The organism is Allosediminivita pacifica (genome assembly GCF_003054175.1).
In the GTDB taxonomy this organism is placed as follows: Bacteria; Pseudomonadota; Alphaproteobacteria; order Rhodobacterales; family Rhodobacteraceae; genus Allosediminivita; species Allosediminivita pacifica.
In genome coordinates this window covers 36,566-60,082 of record NZ_QBKN01000011.1, presented here as the reverse complement: position 1 = coordinate 60,082, position 23,517 = coordinate 36,566, and the positions used below count along the sequence as shown (strand labels likewise).

24 protein-coding genes are annotated in these 23,517 nt (G+C 67.9%); 10 read left to right on the top strand and 14 right to left on the bottom strand.

What is annotated here, in order from left to right:
• Positions 1-159 precede the first annotated feature (159 nt).
• Positions 160-1,401: a sigma-54-dependent transcriptional regulator gene (locus C8N44_RS10235; protein WP_107976122.1), complete on the bottom strand. Its 1,242-nt coding sequence runs from the start codon at positions 1,399-1,401 to the stop codon at positions 160-162.
• A gap of 124 nt (positions 1,402-1,525) precedes the next feature.
• Positions 1,526-3,271: a sensor histidine kinase gene (locus C8N44_RS10230; protein WP_107976120.1), complete on the bottom strand. Its 1,746-nt coding sequence runs from the start codon at positions 3,269-3,271 to the stop codon at positions 1,526-1,528.
• Between the two features lie 60 nt (positions 3,272-3,331).
• On the opposite strand from C8N44_RS10230, the gene C8N44_RS10225 reads away from it, so the two are divergent.
• The gene (locus C8N44_RS10225; protein WP_107976118.1) at positions 3,332-4,510 is read left to right on the top strand and encodes a cytochrome P450; all 1,179 of its coding nucleotides are present in this window, start codon (positions 3,332-3,334) and stop codon (positions 4,508-4,510) included.
• A 9-nt stretch (positions 4,511-4,519) separates the two neighbouring features.
• Here the strand turns inward: C8N44_RS10225 and C8N44_RS10220 are convergent, their stop codons facing one another.
• Positions 4,520-5,149, bottom strand: a complete 630-nt coding sequence (locus C8N44_RS10220; RefSeq protein WP_107976116.1) for an SAM-dependent methyltransferase — start codon at positions 5,147-5,149, stop codon at positions 4,520-4,522.
• Positions 5,146-5,826 carry a translation initiation factor IF-3 gene (gene infC / locus C8N44_RS10215; protein WP_107976114.1) on the bottom strand — a complete coding sequence of 227 codons (681 nt, stop codon included), beginning with the start codon at positions 5,824-5,826 and terminating at the stop codon, positions 5,146-5,148. The genes C8N44_RS10220 and infC overlap by 4 nt, the downstream gene beginning before the upstream one ends.
• Before the next feature lie 63 nt (positions 5,827-5,889).
• Between infC and C8N44_RS23360 the strand changes: the two genes are divergently transcribed.
• Entirely contained in the window at positions 5,890-6,915 is a 1,026-nt protein-coding gene (locus C8N44_RS23360) for a hypothetical protein (RefSeq protein WP_158274036.1), read from the top strand.
• Between the two features lie 71 nt (positions 6,916-6,986).
• Here the strand turns inward: C8N44_RS23360 and C8N44_RS10200 are convergent, their stop codons facing one another.
• The 6 genes from C8N44_RS10200 to cobA all read right to left on the bottom strand — a co-directional run bounded on the left by C8N44_RS10200 (position 6,987) and on the right by cobA (position 11,876).
• On the bottom strand, positions 6,987-7,847 hold the full coding sequence (locus tag C8N44_RS10200; protein ID WP_107976110.1) for a ferredoxin--NADP reductase: 861 nt from the start codon (positions 7,845-7,847) through the stop codon (positions 6,987-6,989).
• A gap of 132 nt (positions 7,848-7,979) precedes the next feature.
• On the bottom strand, positions 7,980-8,363 hold the full coding sequence (locus C8N44_RS10195; RefSeq protein WP_107976107.1) for a DUF934 domain-containing protein: 384 nt from the start codon (positions 8,361-8,363) through the stop codon (positions 7,980-7,982).
• Entirely contained in the window at positions 8,360-9,133 is a 774-nt protein-coding gene (locus tag C8N44_RS10190) for a phosphoadenylyl-sulfate reductase (protein ID WP_107976105.1), read from the bottom strand. Before C8N44_RS10190 ends, C8N44_RS10195 begins: the two co-directional genes overlap by 4 nt.
• A gap of 4 nt (positions 9,134-9,137) precedes the next feature.
• Entirely contained in the window at positions 9,138-10,811 is a 1,674-nt protein-coding gene (locus tag C8N44_RS10185) for a nitrite/sulfite reductase (protein WP_107976103.1), read from the bottom strand.
• Between the two features lies 1 nt (position 10,812).
• Complete coding sequence (locus C8N44_RS10180; protein WP_107976101.1) at positions 10,813-11,115, bottom strand: DUF2849 domain-containing protein; 303 nt, start codon at positions 11,113-11,115, stop codon at positions 10,813-10,815.
• The gene (gene cobA / locus C8N44_RS10175) at positions 11,115-11,876 is read right to left on the bottom strand and encodes a uroporphyrinogen-III C-methyltransferase (protein ID WP_107976099.1); all 762 of its coding nucleotides are present in this window, start codon (positions 11,874-11,876) and stop codon (positions 11,115-11,117) included. Before cobA ends, C8N44_RS10180 begins: the two co-directional genes overlap by 1 nt.
• Positions 11,877-12,024: 148 nt before the next feature.
• Between cobA and C8N44_RS10170 the strand changes: the two genes are divergently transcribed.
• From C8N44_RS10170 to C8N44_RS10155, 4 genes are all read left to right on the top strand, one after another.
• A complete protein-coding gene (locus C8N44_RS10170) occupies positions 12,025-12,480 on the top strand; it encodes an Lrp/AsnC family transcriptional regulator (protein ID WP_107976306.1) in 456 nt (151 codons plus the stop codon).
• A 121-nt stretch (positions 12,481-12,601) separates the two neighbouring features.
• Positions 12,602-13,387: a 5'/3'-nucleotidase SurE gene (gene surE, locus C8N44_RS10165; RefSeq protein WP_107976096.1), complete on the top strand. Its 786-nt coding sequence runs from the start codon at positions 12,602-12,604 to the stop codon at positions 13,385-13,387.
• Positions 13,384-14,025: a protein-L-isoaspartate(D-aspartate) O-methyltransferase gene (locus C8N44_RS10160; RefSeq protein WP_107976094.1), complete on the top strand. Its 642-nt coding sequence runs from the start codon at positions 13,384-13,386 to the stop codon at positions 14,023-14,025. Before surE ends, C8N44_RS10160 begins: the two co-directional genes overlap by 4 nt.
• Before the next feature lie 57 nt (positions 14,026-14,082).
• Positions 14,083-15,321 (top strand): LysM peptidoglycan-binding domain-containing M23 family metallopeptidase, encoded by a 1,239-nt coding sequence (locus C8N44_RS10155; RefSeq protein ID WP_107976092.1) that lies wholly within the window; start codon positions 14,083-14,085, stop codon positions 15,319-15,321.
• Here the strand turns inward: C8N44_RS10155 and C8N44_RS10150 are convergent.
• On the bottom strand, positions 15,318-16,310 hold the full coding sequence (locus C8N44_RS10150) for a molybdopterin-binding protein (RefSeq protein WP_107976090.1): 993 nt from the start codon (positions 16,308-16,310) through the stop codon (positions 15,318-15,320). The two genes, C8N44_RS10155 and C8N44_RS10150, sit on opposite strands and share 4 nt — an antisense overlap.
• Positions 16,307-17,275 carry an XdhC family protein gene (locus C8N44_RS10145; RefSeq protein ID WP_107976088.1) on the bottom strand — a complete coding sequence of 323 codons (969 nt, stop codon included), beginning with the start codon at positions 17,273-17,275 and terminating at the stop codon, positions 16,307-16,309. The genes C8N44_RS10150 and C8N44_RS10145 overlap by 4 nt, the downstream gene beginning before the upstream one ends.
• A 310-nt stretch (positions 17,276-17,585) precedes the next feature.
• On the opposite strand from C8N44_RS10145, the gene C8N44_RS10140 reads away from it, so the two are divergent.
• Both C8N44_RS10140 and pyrC read left to right on the top strand, forming a co-directional pair.
• The gene (locus tag C8N44_RS10140) at positions 17,586-18,563 is read left to right on the top strand and encodes a phosphoadenosine phosphosulfate reductase (RefSeq protein ID WP_188758708.1); all 978 of its coding nucleotides are present in this window, start codon (positions 17,586-17,588) and stop codon (positions 18,561-18,563) included.
• 42 nt (positions 18,564-18,605) lie between these two features.
• Positions 18,606-19,640: a dihydroorotase gene (gene pyrC / locus C8N44_RS10135; RefSeq protein ID WP_107976086.1), complete on the top strand. Its 1,035-nt coding sequence runs from the start codon at positions 18,606-18,608 to the stop codon at positions 19,638-19,640.
• A gap of 10 nt (positions 19,641-19,650) precedes the next feature.
• On the opposite strand, the gene C8N44_RS23150 is transcribed toward pyrC, so the two are convergent.
• Entirely contained in the window at positions 19,651-20,385 is a 735-nt protein-coding gene (locus tag C8N44_RS23150; protein WP_146178834.1) for a hypothetical protein, read from the bottom strand.
• A gap of 260 nt (positions 20,386-20,645) precedes the next feature.
• Here C8N44_RS23150 and C8N44_RS10125 point away from each other — a divergent pair, with 260 nt between their 5' ends.
• Positions 20,646-21,314: an orotate phosphoribosyltransferase gene (locus C8N44_RS10125; protein WP_107976083.1), complete on the top strand. Its 669-nt coding sequence runs from the start codon at positions 20,646-20,648 to the stop codon at positions 21,312-21,314.
• 216 nt (positions 21,315-21,530) lie between these two features.
• Positions 21,531-23,021 (top strand): replicative DNA helicase, encoded by a 1,491-nt coding sequence (locus C8N44_RS10120; protein WP_107976082.1) that lies wholly within the window; start codon positions 21,531-21,533, stop codon positions 23,019-23,021.
• 47 nt (positions 23,022-23,068) lie between these two features.
• Here the strand turns inward: C8N44_RS10120 and C8N44_RS23355 are convergent, their stop codons facing one another.
• Entirely contained in the window at positions 23,069-23,461 is a 393-nt protein-coding gene (locus tag C8N44_RS23355) for a response regulator (protein WP_158274035.1), read from the bottom strand.
• Positions 23,462-23,517: the final 56 nt, after the last annotated feature.

Genomic DNA, 23,517 nt, shown 5'->3' with positions numbered 1-23,517 from the left:
GCGCCACCGCTCCACATGAATTTTTCGTGAGTGCAGGAACTTTTTCCATCTTGCCGCATCTGTCGCGCACGTCATCCCCGCCGACGCCCGTTCCGGGCGCGCAGGCGGCGCGCGTGGTCCAAAAAAGCGGCAACAGGATAAGAATGCACGGACGCCTTCTCAGCGGCGGTAGTCCTCGGGCCGAATCCCGTAGCGCGCCAACTTGTCGTAGAAGGTCTTGCGCGGCAGCTTCAGCGCCTTGGCCGCCTCGCTCGCCCGCCCGTTCTGCCGCCCCAGCGCCGCGATCAGCAGCGACCTTTCCACCTGCGCCATCTGCTCGGCCAGCCCCAGCCCCTGCGCCTCGCCCACCTCCTCGGGCATGCCCAGCACGAAGCGCATGGCCGCCGACATGAGCGAGCGCGCGTTGCCCGGCCAGTCCTGCGCCATGAGCGCGGCAAGATGGTCCGCGCCCACCTCCGGGGCCGCGATGCCCGCCTGCTCCGCCGCTTGCGCCACGTAGTGCCGGAACAGCACCGGGATGTCCTCGGGACGCTCCCGCAGCGCCGGGATGCGCACCTGGCAGACCTCGAGCCGGTAATAAAGCTCCGCCGACAGGGTGCCCGCCTCCACCGCCGCGGCAAGATCCTGCACCGACCCGGCGATCAGCCGCATGTCGCCCCGCTCCAGCGCATCCACCAACGCCACCTGCGTGTCCAGCGGCAGCGCCCCGATCTCGTCGAGGAACAACGCACCCCCCTCGCAGGCCTCCGCCAGTTCGAACAGCCCCGCCCGGTCCAGCCCCGCCGCCGCGCGCTTCTCGAAGGGCCCCTTGCCCCGGGCGGAACTCAGGTGGATCACTTCCGCCACCTTGGGAATGCCCGTGCCCGGCGCGCCCGTGACCAGCACGTCGGTCCCCGCCCGCGCCGCGCTGCGCACCCGCGCACGCAGGGCATTGGCCTGCTCCGAGACGCCGAAGATCAGCCGCGCCGCCGGATCGCCGGACTCCAGCTGTGCCTTCAGCGCCCGGTTTTCCAGCACCAGCCCGCGCGTCACCAGCGCGCGCGAGATCACCGCGCGCAGGTCCTTCGGATCACAGGGCTTCTCGAGGAAATCAAAGGCCCCCGCCGACATGGCCCGCACCGCCATGGGAATGTCCCCCTCCCCGGTCAAAAGGATCACCGGCAGTTCCGGGTCCTGCCCCCGTGCGTAATCGAGCAGGTGGAACCCGTCGCGCCCCGGCATCCGGATGTCCGAGACGATCACCCCCGCGAAGCCGGGACCGATATGATCCTTGGCCTCGACGAAGGACCCCGCCGTCAGCGGATCGAAATCGGCAAGCTCCAGCGTCTGCCCCAGCGCCTCGCGCACGGCGGCATCGTCGTCCACCAGCAGCACCCGCCGCAGCCCGGCCTCCTCGCTCATGACACCCCCGTCCTTCTTCTTGGCAGAAATATTCCGGGGGAGCGGCCCCGGGCCGCGGGGGCAGCGCCCCCAGCTTCACGGGACGGCGGGCGGGGCGATGCCGCAGGCGAGCGCCGATCCACCGTCACGCCGCATCCTCCTCGCGCCAGGGCTCCAGCACCACGGTGAAGACCGACCCGCCCTCCGGCGCGTTCAATCCCCGGATCGTGCCCCCGAAACTCTGCACCAATCCGTAAGAGATCGAGAGTCCGAGGCCCAGCCCCTCGCCGCCCCCCACGCTCTTCGTGGTGTAGAAAGGATCGAAGATCCGCTCCGGCGCCTCGATCCCGGGGCCGGTGTCTGCGACACGCACCTCGGGCCGCGCACCGCCATCCACCTCCATTCTCAGCCGCCGATCATCACGGCCTTCCATGGCGTCACAGGCGTTTGTGATCAGGTTCACGAAGACCTGCCCCAGCCGCACCTCGCCGCCGCGCACCCATACCGGACCGTCGGGCGCCGCGTAATCTAGCGAAACGCCCATCTCGCGCCGCCGCGCCTCGGTCAACTCCACCGCGCCCGCCAGCACCTGCGAAAGGTCCACACGCCCCACCGGCGCGCTCTCCTGCCGCGCAAAGGCGCGCAGGTTCTGGATAATGCGCCCCATGCGACGCGCCATGTCCCCGATGCGCGACAGCGTCTCCACAGCCTTCTCGGTGTTACCCCGGTCGAGGAAGGCCGCGCCGTTCTCGGCATAGGACCGGATCGCCATAAGCGGCTGGTTCAGTTCGTGGCTGATACCTGCAGACATCTGCCCCAGCGCGCTCAGCTTGCCTGCCTGCACCAGCTCGCCCTGTGCGCGTTTCAGCGCAGCCTCGGCCTCCTGCCGCTCGACAACTTCGCGGCGCAGCGCCTCGTTGGCCTCCTGCAGAGCCCGGGTCCGGGCAAGGACACGCTCTTCCAGCACGGCATTCGCCGCGGCCAGCGCGCGCCGCCGCTCGGTGGCCAGGAACAGCAGCGCCCCGAAGAAGAGGCACAGCGCCGCCACCGTCGCCGCCTGCAGCCAGGCAATCCGGCGCGCGGGGGAGGTGTCGATCAGCGCCTCGGCGGTCAGCCCCACCACCGGCAGCGCCATCGTCAGATGAAGCGCGCGCTCGGGGATGTAGGGCCCGAACTCCATGGACCAGACCTCGCGCCCGCCCACGCGATCAGACCCGATCCCGTGCAGCGTCCCATCTCTCTCGCGCAGGCCCTCGGGCACCCGCTGCGCGCCGAGCATCTCCGAGCGGTTGGTGATGAAGATCTCTCCGCCCGCGTCGGTGAACCAGACCGTGGGCCAGGCCCCGCGCCAGTCCTGCTCCAGCCGCGCCACGTCGACCACCACCACCAGCACGCCCAGCACGCGCCCGCCGGGTCCAAAGCTGGGCGCGGCAAAGGAAAAGCTCCGCGCCTCGGGATCGCTGCTTTCGTCCCGCGCTGCCCCCAGCGCCCCGTCCAGCGCCCGCAGGAAAAAGGGCCGTGCAGCCAGATTTTTCGGCACCGCTCCGGACACCGAGGCCAGCACCCGACCGTCGGGGGCCGCATAATAGGCCGCCAGCGCCGAGGTCTTGTCGACGGTCTCGAGCAGTAGCGCCTCCGCCTCGCCGCGTTCACCGCCCCCCGCAAGCGCCATGAGCACCGGGTGATCGGACATCAGCACAGCCGTCTCGCGATAGCGCGTCAGCTGGGTCACAAGACGGTCGGAGGCCAGCGCAAGGTCCGCCGCGCCCCGCGCCGCCACCTGCTCCAGCGCCTGCCCGCGCCCGTAGGTCCAGACCCCGGCCGAAACCAGGGCGACGGTCAGCAGGTAGAATACGGCGAGGGCCGCGCGTGGGACGGGAAAACGACGCATGGCGCATCCTAGCAACCTCGGCCTTGCCAAGGAAAGCGCCCGAGGGCATTGGTATGCACCATGTTGTCAATGTCGCAGGACCCCACCGCCCCCGACTTCGTGCAGTCGCCCTACCCCTTCTACGACAGAATGCGCGCGGCTGGCGATCTCGTCTGGTGGGAGGACTACGGCATGCCCTGCGCCGTCTCGCACCGCGCCGTGCAGGCACTGCTGCGCGACCGCCGTTTCGGGCGCGAGGTTCCGCCCGAAATGGCGCCGGAAATCCCCGAACACCTCGCCCCATTCTACGCGATCGAGAACCACTCGATGCTCGAACTCGAGCCGCCGCGGCACACCCGGCTGCGCGGACTCGTCCTGCGGGCCTTCACCTCGCGCCGCATCAAGGCGCTGGAGCCCGACATCCGTCGTGCAACGCATACCCTGATCGATGACTTTCCCTCCGAAGGTGGCTTCGACCTGCTGCCCGCCTTCTGCCAGCCGCTGCCCGTAATCGTGATCTGCCGGCTGCTGGGCGTGCCCGAGAACATGTCCCGCCAGTTCCTCGACTGGTCGAACGACATGGTCGCCATGTACCAGGCGCGCCGTAACCGCGCGATCGAGGACGCCGCCGCGCGTGCCGCCGCCGATTTCGCAACCTACCTGCGCGGCCACATCGCCTTCCGCCGCAACGCACCCGGTGCTGATCTGCTGTCAGATCTCATCGCGGCCGAAGAAGCGGGTGACAAGCTCTCCACCGACGAACTCATCGCCACCTGCGTGCTGCTGCTGAACGCCGGGCACGAGGCGACGGTGCACACGCTCGGCAACGGGATCACATCGCTCCTGCGGTCCGGCACCGAGGTCACGCCAGACAATGCCGAGCAAGTGGTCGAGGAAATCCTCCGCCATGATCCGCCGCTGCACATGTTCACGCGATACGCCTACGAGGACGTGACCCTCTACGGCCACGAGTTCCGCCGGGGCGACAAGGTCGCTCTGATGCTCGGCGCCGCCAACCGCGATCCGCAAGTCTGGTCCGATCCCGAAAGCTTCTGCCCCCACCGCGCGCAGGCCCAGAACACCAGTTTCGGCGGCGGGCCGCACTTCTGCGTCGGCGCTCCTCTGGCCCGGCTCGAAATGCAGATCGCCCTGCCGATCCTGCACGCACGCTGCCCCGACCTCATGCTGGCCGAACTGCCGCGCTACGCGGATCTCTACCATTTTCACGGGTTGGAACGGCTTATCGTCCGCCGCGCCTGAGGCGAAACCTCAGGCCGGCTTGTCGGCGATGAGGTCGATCAGCGCGGACGGCCCAGCGTGCCCGGCCCCTTCCGAAAGCTCTTTCTCGTAGGAGCCAAGGCGCAGGATCTCCATGTCGCCAAAGGCCTCGCGCAGAAGCGCCTCGGTGTACATGTGATCGGGATCGCGCGGACCGCCGGTGCCAAGCGCCACCTGCTCGGGCGTATAGCCGTGCAGCATCAGACGTCCGCCGGGGGCCACCGCCCGCTTGAGGTTTTCAAAGAGAACGGCCCGCGAGGCAGGCTCCGCGAACTGGATGAAGACGGCGACGACAAGATCGTAGGTCCGGGACCAGTCCCAGTCCTCGATCGTCGACACCTGAAGATCCAGCGTCACGCCCGCCTTCTCGGCAAGCGCACGGGCCTTGCCAAGCGCATTCGGCGACAGGTCGAAAGCCGTCACCTCGCAACCGCGCGCGGCGGCCAGCCAGGTCCCGTTGCGACCCTCGCCGTCGGCAACGCAGAGTGCACCTGCACCCCGCGGCACCAATCCTTGGTTCGATGTGAGGAAAACCGACGGCTCCGTCCCGAAGACGTAGTCGCCGGTATCAAATCGCGAGTCCCAGTCGACCGTGTTGACGGGACCCGCCTGCGCGCTCACTTGGCGGCCGGCCCGATCATCATGACCATCTGGCGGCCTTCCATCTTCGGCATGTTCTCGACCTTGCCGATCTCCTTCACGTCTTCGGAGATCCGCTGCAGCAGCGATCGACCAAGATCCTGGTGCGCCATCTCGCGGCCCCGGAAGCGCAGGGTGACCTTCACCTTGTCGCCGTTCTCGAGGAACTTGAAGACGTTGCGCATCTTGACGTCGTAGTCGTGCGTGTCCGTGTTCGGCCGGAACTTCACTTCCTTGACCTCGATGGTCTTCTGCTTCTTCCGGGCCTCGGATTCACGCTTCTGCTGTTCGTACTTGAACTTGCCGAAATCCATGATCTTGCAGACGGGCGGCGTGGCATTCGGCGAGATCTCGACGAGATCGAGCCCGACCTGTTCGGCCAGCTCCATCGCCTTCGCCGGCGAGACAACGCCGACGTTTTCGCCTTCCGCACCAATCAGCCGGATTTCGGGGGCCCTGATCCGGTCGTTGACGCGGGGGCCGGTATCGCGCGTCGGCGGCGCGTTGTGAGGTCTGCGAGCTATGGCTTCAGTCCTTTGTTCCGTTGCATTCTGGGCCGTCAAAGTAGTCTTCAGACGGGTCGTGTTCAAGCAGCAAATGGGCGAGGAACCGCCCTGGTTCCCCACCAGCCCTTGCTGCCGGCGTCTCGCGCACCACATGCGCAGAAAGGTGTGCCGGAGGCAATGCCCGAGGCGCCTTCCAAGACGTTCAAGGAGTGCATAATGCGGAACTTCATTCTGGCCCTCGTGGTGATCGTGGTCGTTGTCGGCGGATATCTCGCCCTCAACCGGCAACAGACCCAGGATGCCGTCGAAACAGAGACGACCGAGGAAACCGTGACGACGGCCGAACCTTCCGAGGAAGTCGAGGCCGAGGCCGAAGCGGCCGCCGACGACGCCGAAGCGGCCATGGAGGACGCGGAAGCCGCCGCCGACGACGCGGCCGATGCCGCGAGCGCCGCTGCCGAAGACGCGATGCAGGCCACCGAGCAGGCCCTCGACGATGCCGCTGCGGCCACCTCCGAGGCGCTCGACAATGCAGGGCCGGCCCTCCGCGACGCGTCGCAGGACGCTCAGGCCGCCGCCGCCGAAGCGATCGAAGAGGCGCGTCAAGCCGGCGCCACCGCCTCGGAACAAGCCGAGGCTGCCAGCGCCGCCGCGCAGGACGCCGCGCGCAACGCACTCGACACCGCCGGCGATCTCGGGGCGGACGCACGCGATGCCGTTTCAGGCGCGGTCGACAGTGCGATGCAGCAGGTCGACGAGGCAGCAGATACGACTGTCGCCAACGCAGAGGACGCGGCGGAGGAAGCCGGTCAAACGGCCGAGCAGGCAGGCGAGCAAGCCGCCGAAACTGCATCGGAAGCAGCCGAAGCGGCGGAAACCACCGCCGAAAGTGCCGCCGAAGAAGCCTCGGAAACCGCGAGCGAGGCAGCGCAGGCCACCGAAAGCGCGGCCGAACAGGCAGGCGAAAGCGCCGAGGCAGCCGCCGAAGACGCGGCACAGGAAGCCGAGCAGACTGCCGATCAGGCAATGTCAGCCGCTACCGAAGAGGCCGACGTCCCGGATTTCCTGACCGTCGAGGACTTCGACTACGATCAGGCGCGTGATTTCATCGCCGAGTCCGACCTTAACGACAACTCCAAGTCGGCGCTGACAGGCCTGATGCAGAGCGCGCAGGACAACCCGACGCTTCTCGAGACCGTGCTGGAACAGATCCGCGACCGGCTCGATCTCGGCGCGCAGTAAGCCGGACAAGAAGCAAAAAAGAACGCCGCCCCTCGGGGCGGCGTTTTTCGTTCCGGGGCTCTGGCCTCACCTCAGTCGAGAAAGGCCTTTTCGACCACGTAATGCTGCGGATCTGAGTTAGCACCTTCGACAAGGCCGTACTCTTCCAGCATTGCCTTCAGTTCGAGGTTGAAGGCCAGGTTGCCGCAGATCATCGCGCGGTCGGTCTCGGGATTGATCGGCTCGATGCCGAGATCGCTGAACACCTCTCCCGAGCGCAGCAGGTCAGTGATCCTTCCCATCTTCGGGCTCTCTTCACGCGTCGTGGTGGGGTAGTAGCGGATCTTCTCGTGGAAATCCGGCCCCATCAACTCGTGCAGGAGCTCGTCCTTCTTGATTTCCTCGATCAGGGCGGCGCCGTAGGCCAGCTCACCCTTCTCGCGACAGGTGTGGGTGATCACCACCTCGTCGTAATCCTCGTAGGTCTGCGGCTCGCGCAGCAGGCTCGCGAAAGGCGCAAAACCGGTGCCCGTCGCGAAGAGCCACAGGCGCTTGCCAGGCAGCAGCGCGTCGTGCACCAGCGTTCCGACGGGCTTGGGCCGAAGGATGATCTCGTCACCCTCCTTGATGTGCTGAAGCCGCGAGGTCAGCGGACCGTCCTGCACCTTGATCGAGTAGAATTCCATCTCCTCGTCCCAGGACGGCGAGGCGATGGAATAGGCACGCAGAAGGGGCTTTTCCTTTCCGGTCTTGGGGTCGGTCTGCATCAGGCCGATCATGACGAACTCACCCGAACGGAAACGCAGCGACGCGGGGCGCGTCACGCGGAACGAGAAAAGCCGATCCGTCCAGTGATGGACATGGGTCACGGTCTGCACGTCGGGGCGGGCGGCGGCCTTCTTGGGCTCTGCCTTGGGGGCGGTCGCTTCGTTCACTGCGCTCAACTCTGTCATTCATATCTCACCGGTCGTAGGCGCCGGTGCCTCACATCTAGCTATCATCCAGGTGGGAAGAAAGCCCACGGGGCGCGACAAGAAGCGCTCGGTGGGCCTCGGCCGTCGTTTGTGCACAAACGATAGTCAGGCTTATCCGCGCAGGCGGGCCTGGTAGTCGTGCGCCTTCCAGTCGGCCCGGAAGAGCCACTGGTCCTCGGGCTGACGTTGCGCCAGTTCGTCCGAGATCTCGACCTCGTCGAAGCCGCAGCGGCGCGCCATAGCGTATTGGTCCGCGATCACGTGACCGCGGGCGCGCAGGCGGCCGGTGTAGCCGCGGCGGCGCAGCAGGCGGGCCAGCGTGAAGCCGCGGCCGTCCGAGAAGCTCGGGAAATCCACCCGGATCATCTCGACGCCGGGGCCGATTTCCAGCGCGGCGGGATCGGTGTCGGAGGGAAGATCCAGCGCATGCGCGCCTTCCCGATCCCCGGTCCAGTCGTCTGCGGCAAAGCCGGTGTCCGTGACGATCACGCTCATGCCTTCTCTCCTTGTCTGACGGCCTTCCCATCGACGATGTGAATGCCGCATTCTTCCTTTTCCTGCCCGCGCCAGCGCCCTGCCCTCGGATCCTCGCCCGGTGCGACCTTGGAGGTGCACGGGTGGCAGCCGATGCTCGGGTAGCCCTGCGACACCAGCGGATGCCGTGGCAGGCGGTTCTCGTCCATGTAGGCGCGCACGTCCTCGGGACGCCAGCTCGCCATCGGGTTCACCTTGATCCGACCCGTATCCTCCTCGAGTTCGAAGAACTCGAGCGCGGCGCGGGTCGAGGACTGGTAGCGCTTGCGCCCGGTGATCCAGCCGTCGAAACCTTCGAGCGCCTGGTCGAGCGGCAGCGTCTTGCGCAGCGCACAGCACGAGTCGGTATCCGAGAAACGCAGCGCCCCGTAGGGATCTTTCTGTGCCAAGGTCTCCTCGTCCGTGCGGATCACGCGCACATCCCGCAGGTTCAGCCGCTCGGCCACCTCCTGCTGGTAGGCCAGCGTCTCCGCAAACAGCAGCCGCGTGTCTATGAAGAGAACCGGAGTATTCCGGTCGACCATGGCCACCAGGTGCAGCAGCGCCACCGACTCCGCCCCGAAGCTCGACACCATGGCGATGTCTCCGGCCTCGGGGTCGTTCAGCGCTCCTTCGAGCACCGCCGTCGCCCCGTGGTGGCGATAGCGGTCGTTCAGGGCGGCGACGCGGGCGCGCTTGTCGGCGAGTTCCGCCGCGCTCACCCCGCCGGGACCGGTTTCATCGAGAGCCATCGGCTCAGGCTGCCCGGGACCGTTTGGAAGTCTGTTCGCCATAGAGTGCCTCCTTGAATGGAGCCATGCCAACGCGGCGGTAGGTGTCGATGAAGGCCTCGTCCGCGCTTTCGCGGTTGTCGAGATAGGCCTGCACCACGGTCTCGATCGCCGGAACGATCTCCTCCGCGCCGAAACCGGGGCCGGTGCGTTCGCCAAGGCTGGTCTTCTCGGTGTGGTCCCCTCCCAGGGTGATCTGGTAGTTCTCGACGCCCGCACGATCGAGGCCGAGGATGCCGATGTGGCCCACGTGGTGGTGGCCGCAGGCGTTGATGCAGCCCGAGATCTTGACCTTGAGATCGCCGATCTCGTTCTCGATCTTGAGCTCGTCGAAGCGGGTCGCGATTTCCTGCGCGATCGGGATCGAGCGGGCGGTGGCCAGCGCGCAGTAGTCCATGCCCGGGCAGGCGATGATGTCGCTGATCTTGCCGATGTTCGACGTGGCCAGCCCGTGCTGCTTGAGCGTGGCGTGGATCGCCGGCAGGTCGGCCTTGTGCACGTGGGGCAGGACGATGTTCTGCTCGTGGCTGACGCGGAGTTCGTCGTGGCCGTACTGTTCGGCGAGATCCGCCATGACGCGCATCTGCTCGGCGCTCGCGTCGCCCGGCGTGGCGCCGTGCGCCTTAAGGCTGATCTGCGCGATGGCATAGCCGGGGGCGACGTGATCCCAGAGGTTGGCATCGGCCCAGGCGCGGAACACCGGGTCGCTGTCGTAGGCCTGCTGGTAGGCGTCGAGCGGCTTGTCGGCGAATTTCGGCGGGGCGAAGGCCTCCTTGATGGCGCCGAAGAGCTGCTGGTCGACGCCGGTGAAGGCGCTGCGCAGCTCGCCGTAGCGTTCGTCGACCATGGCGCGGATTTCGTCGATGCCGTGCTCGTGCACGGTGATCTTGATGCGCGCCTTGTACTTGTTGTCGCGGCGGCCCAGCAGGTTCCAGACCGAGACGATGGCTTCGACGTAGGGCAGCAGGTCTTCCTGCGAGACGAAGTCGTTGATGACCTTGCCGATCATCGGCGTCCGGCCGAGGCCGCCGCCCACGAGGACCTGGTAGCCGATCTCTCCGTCGCGTTCGACGATGCGGATGCCGATGTCATGCGCGGCGGTCACGGCGCGATCGTTCGGGCTGCCGGTGACGGCGATCTTGAACTTGCGCGGCAGGAACTGGAATTCCGGGTGGTCGGTCGACCACTGGCGCAGCAGCTCGGCCACGGGGCGGGGATCGGCGATCTCGTCCTTGGCGGCCCCGGCGAAGTGGTCGGCGGTGACGTTGCGGATCGTGTTGCCCGAGGTCTGCAGCGCGTGCATCTCGACCTCGGCCAGCGCGTCGAGGATGTCGGGGATGTCGCGCAGCTTGGGCCAGTTGTACTGGATGTTCTGGCGCGTGGTGAAGTGGCCGTAGCCCTTGTCCCAGCGCTCGGCGATATAGGCCAGCTGGCGCATCTGGGCGCTGTTGAGCGTGCCGTAGGGCACGGCCACGCGCAGCATGTAGGCGTGCAGCTGCAGGTAGAGACCGTTCATCAGGCGCAGCGGCTTGAACTCGTCCTCGGTCAGGCTGCCGTCGATGCGGCGCTCGACCTGGGCGCGGAACTGGCGGTTGCGTTCAGCGACGAATGCCGCGTCGAAATCGTTGTAGCGATACATGTCAGGCGACCTCCGCTTGCTTGCCGTGGTTCCGGTTCGAGGGGCCGGTGCGCCGGAAATCCTCGCGGAAATGGGTGGGTTCGGGGCCGTGGTCGGTGGGTTTCATGTCGGCGAGGTAGACGCCGACCACCTCGTCCACGCGGGCGCTGGCATCGACCAGCCGGACCTGCGCGTGGGCTTCGTCGGTGAGCAGCTCGGCCTCGTGCAGGTGGCGCGTCCAGGTGTCGTCGGCGGTCAGGTAGACCACGTCGCCCTCGAGCAGGGCATTGGCGGTGACGACCTTGGGGGTGAATGCGCGGGGCATCAGAGAGCCTCCTCGATGAATGTTTCTGCGGCGGCCTGGGCGGCGCGGGGCGCGAGGCCGTAAAGGGTGATGGCGGGGCCGTTGAGTTCGGCCTCGGAAAGATCGGCGTAGAGGTGCGACAGCGTCGTCGGCACGATGCGCTGGTCGGCGCGGGAGGCGTTCTCGACCAGCGTGACGGGCGTGGCGGGATCGGCACCGTGCATCATCAGGCGGCCCTGGATGAAGCGCGCGGCGCGCTTGCCCATGTAGATCGCGGCGACCTCGCCGGGGCGGGCGAGCGCCTTCCAGTCCTGCTCGGCAAAGCCCTTCATGTCGTGGCCGGTCAGCAGGCGGAGCGCGGCGTTGCGGCCCCGCTTGGTGAGGCTTTCGCCGAGCGCGGCGGTCGCGGCAGAGGCGGCGGTGATGCCGGGCACCACGTGGTAGGACAGACCGGCTTCCTCGGCGGCGTCCACCTCCTCGGCGAGGCGGGCATAGACCGCCGGATCGCCGCCCTTGAGCCGCACGGTGCGCGCGCCGGTGCGGGCGGTTTCCACCAGCAGGCGGTTGATCTCGTCCTGCGTGACGGAGGGGCCGAAGCCTTCCTTGCCGACGGAGATCAACTGCGCCTGCGGGGCGAGGGCGAGGATCTCGGCCGGCACCAGCCGGTCGTGCAGGACCACGTCGGCCCACATCAGGCAGTTCACCGCCTTGACCGTCAGCAGGTCGGGGTCGCCGGGGCCGGCGCCGACGAAGGCGATCGGGTGAATGTCCTGAGGCATCATGAAAGTGTCTCCGCTGCGTCGTGTCTTCCCAAAAGATAGAATTTTGTCCCGCTTTGTGACCAGTGCCCTAGCGAAACAAGAACGTCCGTTCTAAGCTCGGGCACAGACGGGACATGTGTTCGGAAGGAGCGGCCAAATGCGAACGGAGATGCGGATCGACGACACGGATCGGAAAATCCTCCGGGAGCTTCAGCGCGACGCGGCGCAATCCCTCGACGAAATCGCCCGCGCGGTGGGGTCATCCAAGACACCGGTCTGGAACCGCATCCGGAAAATGCGCGAGGCCGGCGTCATCGGCGCCCAGACCGTGCGCCTCGATCCCGAGGCCCTCGGCTTCGAGGCCTGCTTCTTCGTCCTCATCCGCACCTCCGAGCACGAGGCCGACTGGCAGCAGCGCTTCCTGCATGCTCTTCAGGCGCGGCCCGAGGTGCAGGAGGCGCACCGGCTGGCGGGGGATATCGACTACATCCTGAAGGTGCGGGTCGAGAACGCGCGGGCCTATGACGTGTTTTACCAAGCGCTGATTTCAGAGGTGAAGGTGCACAACGTGACCGCCCTCCTGTCCATGGAAGAGATCAAGGCCACCACCGCCCTGCCCCTCTGATCCCTTCTGCCCGCCACAAATCGTGGCGATGACGCCTACGGGGCCTTACAGGCACCGGCGAGCGCTTGCCGACGCTGCCGCAATTTCCTATGCAGGCGCGCATCCAGGGGGCAGTTTCCGCATGCGCATTCTCATCACCAACGACGACGGCATCAACGCGCCGGGCCTTTCCGTGCTGCACGAGATCGCCGAGGATCTCGCCGGGCCGGAGGGCGAGGTCTGGACCGTCGCACCGGCCTTCGAGCAGTCGGGCGTCGGACACTGCATTTCCTATGCCCACCCCACCATGATCGCCGAGATGGGCCCCCGCCGCTTTGCCGCCGAGGGCAGCCCCGCCGACTGCGTGCTCGCAGGCCTCCACGACGTTCTCAAGGACACGCCCCCGGACCTCGTGCTCTCGGGGGTCAACCGCGGCAACAACTCTGCGGAAAACGCCATGTATTCCGGCACTCTGGGCGGCGCCATGGAGGGCGCGCTGCAGGGCCTGCCCGCCATCGCCCTTTCGCAGTACTATGGCCCCGCCAACCGCGACATCGACGATCCCTTCGAGCCCGCCCGCCGCTTCGGCGCCGATACCATCCGGCGGATTCTCGAGACCGACCCGCAGGGACAGACCGGCTACCGGCTCTTCTACAACGTGAACTTCCCGCCCGTGCCCGCCGACGACGTGGCAGGCACCCGCGCCGCCCACCAGGGCGTGCGCGAGGGAACTCTCTTCACGGTCGAGCCGCATCTCTCCCCCTCGGGGCGCCGATTCCTCTGGGCCAAGGGCACAGACCAGCAGGCCAAGACCGACGCGGGTTCCGACGCCGATCTCAACCTCGACGGCTACATCACCGTCACCCCAATGCGCGCGGACCTCACGTGCCACGACACGCTGGCCGAGCTGAAGAAGGCCCTTTCATGACCTTCGACGCCGATGCCAAGATGCAGCTCCTGTTCGCGCTGCGCTCCAAGGGCGTGACGAACAAGACCGTGCTCGAGGCCATGGAAAAGATCGACCGCGGGGCCTTCATCCAGGGCTACTTCTCCGACCGCGCCTACGAGGACACGCCGCTGCCCATCCCCTGCGGCCAGACCATCTCGCAGCCCTCCGTCGTGGCGCTGATGACCGAGGCGCTTGATCTCAGTCCCCGTGACAAGGTGCTCGAAGTCGGCACCGGCTCGGGCTACCAGGCCGCCGTGCTCAGCCAGCTCGCCCGTCGCATCTATACCGTCGACCGCTTCTCCCGGCTGGTGCGCGACGCCCGCGCCGTCTTCGAACGGCTGGGCCTGTCGAACATCACCGCCTTTACCGCCGACGGCTCCTTCGGGCTGCCCGACCAGGCGCCCTTCGACCGCATTCTCGTCACCGCCGCGGCCGAGGATCCGCCCGGCCCGCTCTTGGCCCAGCTCAAGATTGGCGGTATCATGGTGGTGCCCGTGGGGCAGTCGGACACCGTGCAACACCTGATCCGCGTCACCCGGCGCGAGGACGGCTTTCACTACGACGACCTGCGCGCCGTGCGGTTCGTCCCCCTCGTCGAAGGGCTGGGCAAGGATTGACCCGCCCGAACGCAGCCAGACGTCCCGCCACAAGGGGCGCGCAGTGAGGATATCGAGATGACCGTGACAGGCCAGGCCACGATCCCCGCACGCACGACCACCCGGATGGTCTCCGCCATCGCCCTCGTCGCAGCACTCTCGGCCTGTTCCGGGCCGCTGGATCTCGACGTGCGCGGCGGTCTCGGCGGCAGCGTCGACACGTCGGACGCGGCGGTCAACGCGGTGGAACCCCGCCCCGAACCCGACAGCCGCGGGGTTATCTCCTACTCCACCTACCAGGTGGCCGTGGCCCGGCGCGGCGATACCGTCGCAGACGTCGCCGCGCGCGTGGGCATCCCCGCGAACGAGCTTGCCAGCTACAACGGCATCCAGACCGGCGACAGCCTGCGCCGGGGCGAGATCGTCGCCCTGCCCTCGCGTGTCGACGAAGCGGCCCCCGGCGGCACCGTCAGCGGGCCCAACAGCCCTGCCCAGGTCGATGTCGAAACGCTCGCCGGCAACGCCATCGACAACGCGCCCGCCAGCACCCCCAGCCAAAGCCAGCCGGCCTCGTCGCAGAGCGGCGGCGTGGAGCCTGTCCGCCACCGCGTGGCCCGTGGCGAGACCGCCTTTACCATCGCCCGGCTCTATAACGTAAGCCCCCGGGCGCTGGCCGAATGGAACGCGCTCGACGAACAGTTCACCATCCGCGAGGGCCAGTACCTGCTGATCCCCGTGGCGAGCGACGAACAGTCCTCGACCCGGTCGCAGGCCACCGACGAGACGAACGCCCCCGGCAGCCAGTCGGCGACACCGCCGCCGCCCTCGTCCGCAACGCCGCTGCCCGAGGACACTTCCAATGACAGCGGCACGAGCAGCTCCTCGCAAAGCAGCAGCTCCTCGACTTCGTCGTCGAGCGAACCGCGCGAACCCGTCGCCGACATCGGTCAGGATCAGGCCCCGGCCTCCTCCGGCGCAATGCAGATGCCGGTGCAGGGCAGCATCATCCGCGAATACGCCGCCGGCGTGAACGAGGGGATCGACATCTCGGCCTCGGCGGGCACGCAGGTCAAGGCCGCCGCCGGGGGCAGCGTGGCCTATCTCGGCCGCATGTCGGACGGCAAGCTGACGGTGCTCATCCGCCACCCCGACAACGTCATCACGGTCTACAAGAACCTCGAAGCGACCGTGCAGCAGGGCGACACGGTCAGCCGGGGCCAGACCATCGGCACGGTCTCCGAGGGCGATCCCAGCTTCGTGCACTTCGAGGTCCGCAACGGCATGGACAGCACCGATCCCATGCCCTACTTGCGCTAAGCCTCGCGCGGACGACCCCTGGCGGGGCTCTCCTTCAGGAGCCCCCCGACTCCCATCCCCATGATGTCGGCGGAGCTCAGCGCGACACCGCAGAGCAGCCGTTCCAGCACCCAGTCCGCGCCGTTGAGCGCGGGCGAGCGCGCGCAGCCCGGCAGACCGATGACCGGACGCCCCCGGTGGCGGCCGAAGAACAGCAGGTTGCCCGGGTCCACGGGCATGCCGAAATGCGTGACGGTGCCCCCCGCATCGCGCAGCGCCCCCGGCGCCACGTCGTCGGGGTCCGAGGTGGCCGAGCCTGTCAGGATCAGCACCACTTCCTCATCTGCCGCTTCGATTGCCTCGGCCAGCGCATCGCGTTCATGCGCAATGACCTGCCGCGGGCCCAGCGCCACGCCCAAGCGGTCGAGCCGGGTTTTCATGGCGCGCTGTCCCTTCTCGCCACTCTCGCCCTCGCGCACCCGGGTCTGGATCAGCTTCGCCGAGCCATATTGCACCGGGCGGACACGCAGCGCGCCGGGCGCCGCGTCGCAGGCACCCCGCACCGAGCCCTCCTGCACCGCATAAGAGATGATTTTGACCGTCGCCACCATGCTGCCCGCCGCAACCCGCTGCCAGCGCGGCAGGGTGGCCAGCGTCACCATGGGATCGAGTTCATTCACCCGGTCCACGCGCGCGGCATCGACCTCCAACACGCCGGGCACATCGGCATGGATGTTCACCCGCCCCGTCGCAGCCTCTCCGATCCTCAGTCCGGCGGCCTCCGGATCCGGCACCAAGGCAGAGGCCAGCCGCGCGGCGGCGGCATCCTCGCCCACGTCGCCCGGCTCCAGCCGCGCGACCACAACCGTGGTCACACCCGCGTCCCGCAGCGCGGCCACTTCGCCCGCGCCCAGCAAAGTCCCCTTGCGCAGCCGTCCCCGCTCCAGCGGCACCGAGTGTGCCAGCACCGCGCCCTCGGCCTCGTCCAGCGCGACGCGACCGAACCTCAAGAGCCGCGCCTCAGCACGCGCGTCATCTGGGCGATGACCGACACGGCGATCTCGGCCGGGGCCGCCGCCCCGATGTCGAGCCCAACCGGCGCGTGAATGCGCCCGATCTCGTGCGGGGCAAAGCCCGCCTCCTCCAGCCGCGCCACGCGCTTGGCGTGGGTCCGGGTCGACCCCAGCGCCCCGATGTAGAAACACTCCGAGGCCAGCGCCCGGTGCAGCGCCGGGTCGTCGAGCTTTGGATCATGCGTCAGCAGAACCAGTGCCGTGCGCAAGTCCGGCGCCTCGGCGGCCACCGCCTCGTCCGGCCAGTCATGGCTCAGCCGAGTGCCCGGAAAGCGCGCGGGCGTGGCAAAGGTCTCGCGGGGATCGACCACTAGCGCGTCATACCCCGCCGCCCGCGCCATCGGCACCAGCGCCTGCGCGATATGCACCGCGCCCACCACGATCAGGCGCAGCGGCGGATTGTGCACCGCCACGAAGGTGCGGCTTTCCCCCTCGAAGCCCGAGCGGTCCATGCGGAACCGGTCCCCGTGTCCCTCGGTCTCCACCCGCCGCGCGCCGCTTTCGAGATCCGCCACATAGGCCACCGACCGTCGCGCCGCCCGCGCCTCGCACAGCTCCCGAAGCAGGGCCCCGGGCATCGATCCGCCCACCGGCTCCACCAAAACGCGGATCGTCCCGCCGCAGGCCAGCCCCACCGCAAAGGCGTCGTCGTCGCTCACGCCGAACTCCAGCTCCCGCGCGCCGCCGTCCTCGAGCGCCTCAAGCGCCTCGACGATTACCGCCCCCTCGACGCAACCGCCCGAGACCGACCCCGCGATCTCGCCATCGCCCGAGACCGCAAGCTGCGCCCCAACGCGCCGCGGCGCCGAGCCCCATGTCTGCATGACCGTCGCCAGCACCGCACCGGACCCGTCCTCGTGCCAGGCCAGGGCCTGCTCTGGGATGTTGTCGAAATCATCCATGCCCGAAACCTCCGTTTGCACCGTCCATATCACGCTGGCGCAGGAACCGCGAACCGTCCCCACCAGGGCGCGCAACCGCCGGCTGAACCCGCCCTCGGCGCAGCCCGTCGCTGCCCGACACGGGGACAAAGCGACACAAAATGGCGCTTCGCAAGTCCGACCTGCACGCTAAAACATGGAACTCGCGCATTCATACCAATGATCCGCAAAGGATCACCGAAGAACCCGACGAAAGATACTGACCGTGCCTCCCGGCCCCAGGTCCGGAAACGGGGCAACCCCGCGAGACCGACCCGGAGGCATCGACAGAATGACGGCCTTTCCCCCCGATCTCTCCGACCGCCCCCGCGGCGAATGGCTCGCGGCGCTGCGCAAGCTCGGCCAGCAACGCGGCTTCGCCCGTCCCCTCGGCCACGGGCACGCGGCCATCCTGATCGAGGAGGGCGATACCCTTCTCGTCAGTTTCGAATCCATGTCCGCGGTCGAGGCGCTCTCGACCACCCGCACCCCGCTCGGCTTTGACATGGTCGGCCGCGAAGGCTGGTCCTGCCTGTCGATGCTCAGTCACGGCGACACCTGGTTTCGCGCCCCGGAGGTCTACACCTTCCTCGACCAGCTCACGGACGAGGGCTTCTTCGACCAGTACGACCGCGTGATCTTTCAGGGCGCCGGCCCCTGCGGCTATGCCGCCGCGACCTTCTCGGTGGCAGCCCCGGGCGCGCGGCTGTTCCTGATCCAGCCGCAGGCCACGCTCGACCCGCGCATCGCCGGCTGGGACGATCGCTTCCTCTCCGACCGGCGCCGCGACTTCACCACGCGCTACGGCTTCGCACCCGACATGGTCCGCGCCGCCCTGCACGCCGCGCTGCTCTACGATCCCTACCAGCGGTACGACGCCATGCATGCCGCGCTTTTCCATGGCCCGAACGTGGCCCGTCACCAGCTGCCCCATTTCGGCGGCACCCTCATGAACGACCTGTTGGAACTCGATCTCTGGGCGCCGCTTCTCGTGGCCGTGGCCGACGACCGTCTCGACACCGCGACCTTCGCCTCGGCCCTCAGGGCCCGCCGCGACCACCTCGCCTACCTGCGCGAGCTGCTCGCCTTCCTCGACAGCCGGGACCGCACCGCCCTGTCGCGCCAGCTCTGCGAATACGTCCTCGCCCGGCAGGACGTGCAGCGCTTCCGCCGCAGGCTCGACCAGATTCTCGCCACTCACAAAGCCGAGTCCGCCCGCGAAAGGGCAGACCGGGACCGCGACCAGCCCCCGCGCCTCGGCACCGGCTGAGCGCGCTGGCGCGCCCCGCGCCCGCATGCTAACGGCATCGGCATGGACAGCCTGACCCTTCGCCGCCCCGACGACTGGCACCTGCACCTGCGCGATGGCGCAATGCTGGAGGCCGTGACCCCCGAAAGCGCCCGCCACTTCGGCCGCGCGATCATCATGCCCAACCTCGTGCCGCCGGTCATCACCGGCGCCGAGGCCCGCGCCTACCGCGACCGCATCATGGCGGCCGTGCCAGAGGGCAGCGGCTTCACGCCCCTGATGACGCTCTACCTGACCGAGGACACGGACCCCGCCGACGTGGTGAAAGCCCATGCCGAGGGCCTCGTGACGGCAGTCAAGCTTTACCCGGCCGGCGCCACCACCAACTCGGCCTCGGGCGTGCGCGACTTCGACAAGGTGCGCCCCGTACTCGAGGCCATGGCCGAGGCGGGCATCCCGCTCTGCGTGCATGGGGAGGTCACCGAGGCCGACATCGACATCTTCGACCGTGAAGCCACCTTCATCGACCGCGTGCTCGATCCGCTGCGCCGCGCGACGCCGGGGCTCAAGGTCGTGATGGAGCACATCACCACCAAGCAGGGCGTCGACTACGCGCTGGCCGGTGGCGATACGCTGGCCGCCACGATCACGACCCATCACCTCGTCATCAACCGCAACGCCATCCTCGTGGGCGGGATCAAGCCGCACTACTACTGCCTGCCCGTCGCCAAGCGCGAAGAACACCGCATCGCCCTGCGCACCGCCGCGACCAGCGGCGACGCGACCTTCTTCCTCGGCACCGACAGCGCCCCTCACCTGGACGCCGCCAAGGAAATGGCCTGCGGCTGCGCGGGCATCTTCACCGCCACCAACACGCTCTCCGTCCTCGCCGAGGTCTTCGAGCAGGACGGCGCGCTCGACCGGCTCGAGGCCTTCGCCTCGCTCAACGGCCCGGCCTTCTACGGCCTGCTCCCCAATGAGGAGATGGTGACGCTGACAAAAGGCGCGCCCGTCGACTACCCCGCACGGATCGAGACCGGCGACGGTCCCGTAACTGTCTTCGACCCGATGATGCCGCTGCACTGGCACGTGTCGTGAGGCTCCGCCCCTAGCTTCCGCCCGCGAGGTCAAGGAAGGCATCGACAATCACGCTCAGCTCGCCGGAGATCTCCTGCGGGCTGAGCCCGTCCTGCACCGCCACCACAAGCGCGACCCCCGCGGCACCCAGAAGGGCCAGCCCGGCAACGCGCCAGGCATAGAGCGACACGATCGCCGCCCCGAAGCCAAGCGCGAAGGGCAGCCAGGACTCACCCAGGTCGCCGTTCGCCTCCAGCCAGCCCCAGACCAGCAGCAGGACTGCCCCGAAAAGCAGAACCTTGGCCGCCAGCCGCCAGAGCACCGCGCCGATCAGTCCGCCAAGAACGGCCAGGGCAAAGGGCACCCACTCAAGGTCCGGCCCAAAGGTGTAAAGCTCCGACAGCAGGAACAGCACCCAGCCGCCGGTGATGAGTGCCGCGGCCCGCGTGGCCCACTTCCAGCTCTCGCTCTCACCGGCGGGCGGCAGTTCCTGCACCCGCTCCCGTCTCGTCCCCCTGCGCCTGTCACGCCCCCTCCCGCGCGGCCGGCGCGCCGGCACCGTGTCCGGCGCATAGGGGTCCTGCCCCGTCCCCGCGCAATAATGGCAGCGCACCCACTCGGGCGACGGCAGATGCCCCGTGCCGCCGCAGCTCGTGCAGCGATCCTCCGTGTCGGAGCCGATGAACCCCGAGCCCCCGCAGCGGCCGCAGGGCGGATAGTCCCCCTCGACCTCTCCGCTGCCATGACAATACGGGCAGGACGTCATCGCCGCCTCCTTCTCCAAATCGCTACCGACAAGCATCTGTCCCTAAAAACCGGAAGACGATCTCACAGGTCCCGATTCGGGAAAATCAGTTCCCGCCTGTTGCCGGCGCGCGCTGATCCCGATGCCGGTCGTCACGACCCTGAAAACGGCATCCGTGCCGTCGCGACACGCCTTCCGCGAAATCGGCGTCGCGCGCCACGCGAGCGCTCTTCACGCCTGCGGACGCATGGGCTAAAGCGCCCCAAACAAGGAGTGCGCCCATGATCCCCTCGTCCTATCCCACCTCCGAAGAAATGGCCCGACTGACCGCCAGGATGCTGTGGGAGATCGAGGCCGTGAACTTCATGGAAGACAAGCCCTTCACGCTGGCATCCGGCCTGCCCTCGCCGGTCTACATCGACTGCCGCAAGCTCATCTCCTTCCCGCGCATCCGCTCCACGCTGATGGATTTCCTGACGGTCAAGGTCATGCGCGATGCCGGCTTCGAGGCCTTCGACAACATCGCCGGCGGTGAAACCGCGGGCATCCCCTTCGCCGCGCTGGTGGCCGAACGCATGGGCCTGCCGATGACCTACGTCCGCAAGAAGCCCAAGGGCTACGGCCGCAACGCCCGCATCGAGGGCGCCATGACCGAAGGCCAGCGCGTGCTGCTGGTCGAGGACCTGACCACCGACGGCGGCAGCAAGCTCAGCTTCGTCGACGCCATCCGCGACACCGGCGCCACCTGCGGCCATACGGCGGTGATCTTCTACTACGGGATCTTCCCCGAAACCGAAAAGACGCTGGGCGATCACGGCGTTGCCCTCCACCACCTCTGCACGTGGTGGGAAGTGCTGGCCCAGGCCCCCGAAAAGCACCGCGGCGTGCTCGGCGAGGTCGAGAGCTTCCTGCGCGACCCCCGCGCCTGGCAGGCGGAAAACCGCGCCTGAGTTTTGCAGAGGTCTGGGGATAAACCTTCCCTCGAATCGCGATATCGCGCAGCATCTAGTGGCAGGCACCGCCTGCGCCCCTTCATCTGAGGCGCGCGCGGCTTGTCCACAGGGTTATACAGAACCCGTCCACCGACCTATCAGCATATGGTCGGAAGCGGGCTAAGGGACTAGAACGCCGGACTCACAAGATCCGGGGGGCAGAGGACAGCAGGCATGAACGATCACAGCGTATTCAACCCGACCGGTGTCGAGGTCGAGCAGGCCGCCACCATGCCCCATTCGATCGAGGCCGAGCAGCAGCTCCTGGGCGCGATCCTCACCAACAACGACGTCTACGACCGCGTCGCCTCGGTCATCAGTGCGCAGCACTTCTACGACCCGGTGCACGCCCGCATCTTCGAAACCGCCGCCGCCCGGATCGCCAAGAACAACCTCGCCTCTCCCGTCACCCTCAAGGCCTTCCTGGCCGATGACGAGGGCCTCAAGGAACTGGGCGGCCCCGCCTACCTCGTGCGTCTCGCCGGCGCTGCCGTCTCCTCCTTCGCGGTCCGCGACTACGCCCAGATGATCTACGATCTTGCCGTGCGGCGCGACCTGATCGCCCTCGGCCGCGAGATCTCCGACAAGGCCGCCAAGGTCGACGTGGCCAACGAGCCCCGCGAACAGATCGTCGAGGCCGAACAGAAGCTCTACAAGATCGCCGAGCAGGGCCAGGCCGAAAGCGGCTTCCAGTCCTTCCTCAAGGCCGTCACCGACGCGGTCAACGTGGCCAATGCCGCCTACCAGCGCGACGGCGGCCTTGCCGGTGTCTCCACAGGCCTCATCGACATGGACCGCAAGCTCGGCGGCCTGCACAAGTCCGACCTCCTGATCCTCGCCGGGCGCCCCTCCATGGGGAAAACGTCGCTCGCGACCAACCTCGCTTTCAACATCGCCAAGGCCTACAAGAAGGGCGTGCGCCATGACGGCACCGAAGGCGCCATCGAGGGGGGCGTCGTGGGCTTCTACAGCCTCGAGATGAGCGCCGAGCAGCTCGCCGCGCGCATCCTCTCCGAGGCCGCCGAGATCCCCTCCGAGCAGATCCGCAAGGGCGACATGACCGAAGAGGAATTCCGCCGCTTCGTCGATGCCGCGAAAAGCCTCGAGGCCTGCCCGCTCTACATCGACGACACGCCCGCCCTGCCCATCTCGCAGCTCGCCGCCCGCGCGCGGCGGCTCAAGCGGACGCATGGGCTCGACGTGCTGATGGTCGACTATCTCCAGCTCGTCCGCGGCACCGGCAAGTCGGAAAACCGGGTGAACGAGATTTCCGAAATCACCATGGGCCTCAAGGCCATCGCCAAGGAACTCGACATCCCCGTCATCGCGCTCTCGCAGCTCTCGCGCCAGGTCGAAAGCCGCGACGACAAGCGGCCTCAGCTCTCGGACCTTCGTGAATCCGGCTCGATCGAACAGGACGCCGACGTGGTGATGTTCGTCTACCGCGAGGAGTATTACGTCGAACGCGAAAAGCCCTCGGACGACAAGCTCGACGAAATGGCCGCCTGGCAGGAACGCATGGACCGGCTGCACGGCAAGGCCGAGGTCGTCATCGGCAAGCAGCGTCACGGCCCCATCGGCACGGTGGAACTCAGCTTCGAGGGCCGCTTCACCCGCTTCGGCAACCTCGTGAAGCCCTGGCAGCAGGACGGCGGCGGGTTCTGATCCCGCCGCGGCCTGCGCGCATCAATCGCCTTCCGCGTGTATGGGGATCAGGCCGCCTGCGGCGGGGCCAGCCGCGACAGCGTGTTGCGAAGCACGTTGAAATCGACAGGCTTCGACAGCAGGGGCGCCCGGTCGCCAACGATCTTCTCGGCGACCGCGCGGGCGCCGGTCAGCACCAGATAGGGGATGCCGAGCGTCTCGAGGCGCTGCGCGACGGGACGCGCGGAACTGGTTCCCAGCTTCACATCGAGGATCGCGAGATCGGTTTCGGGACCATGGCGGGAGATCAGCTCAAGCGCGCGCTCCACATGCGACGCGACGCCCACCACCTGGTGGCCCATCTCCTCGAGAAGGATCTCCAGCTCGATGCTCAGCAGCGTCTCGTCCTCGATGATGAGGATGCGGCTCGCGGCATTTTCAGAGATATCGGTCTGCATCATGTGCGCCTCCTGTGGCAGGACGATGTCGGCCCAACGCAGACGGTATATCATTGGTT